This window comes from Paenibacillus sp. 01T431 (assembly GCF_056398625.1).
In genome coordinates, this window is sequence record NZ_JBFTPT010000047.1 from 1 (window position 1) to 2,813 (window position 2,813).

1 rRNA gene is annotated in these 2,813 nt (G+C 53.4%); it reads left to right on the forward strand.

Annotated elements, in window-relative coordinates:
- A 23S ribosomal RNA gene (locus tag AC1DM9_RS34245) occupies positions 1 to 2,786 on the forward strand; the annotation flags it as partial.
- Positions 2,787 to 2,813 lie beyond the last annotated feature (27 nt).

A 2,813-nucleotide genomic window follows, 5' to 3' on the forward strand; every position in this document is an offset into this window, starting at 1 on the left:
AGTTACTCTCAACTGAATACATAGGTTGGGTAGAGGCATACCAGGGGAACTGAAACATCTAAGTACCCTGAGGAAGAGAAAACAATAGTGATTCCGTCAGTAGCGGCGAGCGAACGCGGATTAGCCCAAACCAAGGAGCTTGCTTCTTGGGGTTGTAGGACGTCTCACAYGGAGTTACAAAAGTGTTTGGTAGGCGAAGAGGTCTGGAAAGGCCCGCCAGAGCAGGTAAAAGCCCTGTAACCGAAAGCAAGCACYCTCCGAGACGGATCCTGAGTACGGCGGGACACGAGAAACCCCGTCGGAATCCGGCAGGACCATCTGCCAAGGCTAAATACTCCCTGGTGACCGATAGTGAAGCAGTACCGTGAGGGAAAGGTGAAAAGCACCGCGGAAGCGGAGTGAAAAAGAACCTGAAACCGTGCGCTTACAAAAAGTCAGAGCCCGTTAAATGGGTGATGGCGTGCCTTTTGTAGAATGAACCGGCGAGTTACGATCACGTGCAAGGTTAAGTCGGGAAGACGGAGCCGTAGCGAAAGCGAGTCTGAATAGGGCGAATAAGTACGTGGTCGTAGACCCGAAACCGTGTGATCTACCCCTGTCCAGGGTGAAGGTGCGGTAACACGCACTGGAGGCCCGAACCCACGCATGTTGAAAAATGCGGGGATGAGGTGGGGGTAGCGGAGAAATTCCAATCGAACTCGGAGATAGCTGGTTCTCCCCGAAATAGCTTTAGGGCTAGCCTCGAGGAATGAGCGTCGTGGAGGTAGAGCACTGATTGGGTGCGGGGCCCGCCAAGGGTTACCAAGTCCAGTCAAACTCCGAATGCCATAGACGTGCTACTCGGGAGTCAGACAGTGAGTGCTAAGATCCATTGTCAAGAGGGAAACAGCCCAGATCATCAGCTAAGGTCCCCAAGTGTGTGTTAAGTGGGAAAGGATGTGGAGTTGCAAAGACAACCAGGATGTTGGCTTAGAAGCAGCCATCATTTAAAGAGTGCGTAATAGCTCACTGGTCGAGTGACTCTGCGCCGAAAATGTAACGGGGCTAAACACACCACCGAAGCTATGACATGTACCATTAGGTACTTGGGTAGGGGAGCGTTGAATACGGATTGAAGTTGGACCGTGAGGACTGGTGGACTGTATTCAAGTGAGAATGCCGGTATGAGTAACGAAAAGACAAGTGAGAATCTTGTCCGCCGAAAGCCTAAGGGTTCCTGAGGAAGGCTCGTCCTCTCAGGGTAAGTCGGGACCTAACGCGAGGCCGAAAGGCGTAGTGGATGGACAACAGGTTGAAATTCCTGTACCACCGAAGATYGTTTGAGCAATGGGGTGACACAGAAGGGCAGTGACGCGGACTGATGGAATAGTCCGTCCAAGCAGTGAGGCTGATSGATAGGCAAATCCGTCGATCATAAGGCTGGGCTGTGATGGGGAGCGAAAATTGCAGTAGCGAAGGTCATGTACTCCGGCTGTCAAGAAAAGCCTCTAGTGAGATCTAGGTGCCCGTACCGCAAACCGACACAGGTAGGCGAGCAGAGCATGCTAAGGCGCGCGGAAGAACTCTCGTTAAGGAACTCGGCAAAATGACCCCGTAACTTCGGGAGAAGGGGTGCCTCGGTAGGGTGAATAGCCCGAGGGGGCCGCAGTGAAAAGGCCCAAGCGACTGTTTAGCAAAAACACAGGTCTGTGCGAAGCCGTAAGGCGAAGTATACGGGCTGACGCCTGCCCGGTGCTGGAAGGTTAAGGGGAGCGGTTAGGRGYAAYCCGAAGCTGTGAACCGAAGCCCCAGTAAACGGCGGCCGTAACTATAACGGTCCTAAGGTAGCGAAATTCCTTGTCAGGTAAATTCTGACCCGCACGAATGGCGTAACGACTTGGGCGCTGTCTCAACGAGAGATCCGGTGAAATTTTAATACCTGTGAAGATGCAGGTTACCCGCGACAAGACGGAAAGACCCCATGGAGCTTTACTGTAACTTGATATTGAACTTTGGTACGATCTGTACAGGATAGGTGGGAGCCTWWGAAGCATGAGCGCCAGCTTGTGTGGAGGCAACGTTGGGATACCACCCTGATCGTATCGGAGTTCTAACCTAGAACCGTGAAACCGGTTCGGGGACCGTGTCAGGTGGACAGTTTGACTGGGGCGGTCGCCTCCTAAAATGTAACGGAGGCGCCCAAAGGTTCCCTCAGAATGGTTGGAAATCATTCGAAGAGTGCAAAGGCATAAGGGAGCTTGACTGCGAGACCTACAAGTCGAGCAGGGACGAAAGTCGGGCTTAGTGATCCGGTGGTACCGAATGGAAGGGCCATCGCTCAACGGATAAAAGCTACCCTGGGGATAACAGGCTTATCTCCCCCAAGAGTCCACATCGACGGGGAGGTTTGGCACCTCGATGTCGGCTCATCGCATCCTGGGGCTGAAGTAGGTCCCAAGGGTTGGGCTGTTCGCCCATTAAAGCGGTACGCGAGCTGGGTTCAGAACGTCGTGAGACAGTTCGGTCCCTATCTGTCGCGGGCGCAGGAAATTTGAGAGGAGCTGTCCTTAGTACGAGAGGACCGGGATGGACGTACCGCTGGTGTACCAGTTGTTCCGCCAGGAGCACCGCTGGGTAGCCAAGTACGGACGGGATAAGCGCTGAAAGCATCTAAGCGTGAAGCCCCCCTCAAGATGAGATTTCCCAGTATGTAAGACCCCTTGAAGACGACGAGGTTGATAGGTTCGGGGTGGAAGCACAGCAATGTGTGTAGCTGACGAATACTAATCGGTCGAGGGCTTATCCTAAACACGTTTACTGTGACCCATACATCC